The following is a 523-nucleotide window of genomic DNA, read 5'->3' as shown; positions in this document are numbered from 1 at the left end:
CAGATCGCGCTGGTCCCATTGTCGATGCTCGTCGGACCACTGGGTCTTGAGGCGACTAACCACGTTGGGCGACAGCCCTTTGGCATCTTCTCCCAGCAATACCTGCAGCGCTCCTTCCATGTCGCCCGTGGAGATGCCTTTGAGATAGAGCCACGGCAGCGCTGCCGACACCCGTGGCGACTTTCTGATGTAGGGTGGTGCAATGACGGAATTGAACTTCACGCCGTTGCCGCAGCGATCGCGCACCTTGGGTACCCGCACCGCCACCGGCCCTGCGCCAGTCAATATGTCGCGCTCGGGCAGATAGCCATTACGCACCACCGCCTTGTGCCCATGCAGGGTCCTGACATTCTCGTACTGGGCGAGCAACAGCGCCAGCTCGGCCTCGATGGCTTGCTGCACGATTTGCCGCGCACCGCGCTTGACCAGTTCATCCAGGCTCAGCCCGATTTCCTGTAGACCAATGCTTGATTCTTGCTTATCCTTGTCCATGGTGGAGGTTTCTCTCGTTGGTTGGTTTGAT

General features: G+C 59.5%; 1 protein-coding gene. It reads right to left on the bottom strand.

Annotation, left to right across the window (positions count from 1 at the left end):
• On the bottom strand, positions 1–492 hold a 492-nt coding region (locus tag JK635_RS28670), incomplete at its 3' end, for a transposase (protein WP_202655049.1).
• Between the last annotated feature and the right edge of the window lie 31 nt (positions 493–523).

Source organism: Neobacillus paridis (genome assembly GCF_016765675.1).
Classification (GTDB): domain Bacteria; phylum Bacillota; class Bacilli; order Bacillales; family Cytobacillaceae; genus Neobacillus; species Neobacillus paridis.
The sequence above is the reverse complement of the archived record's forward strand: the minus strand, read 5'-3'. Positions and strand labels throughout refer to the sequence as shown.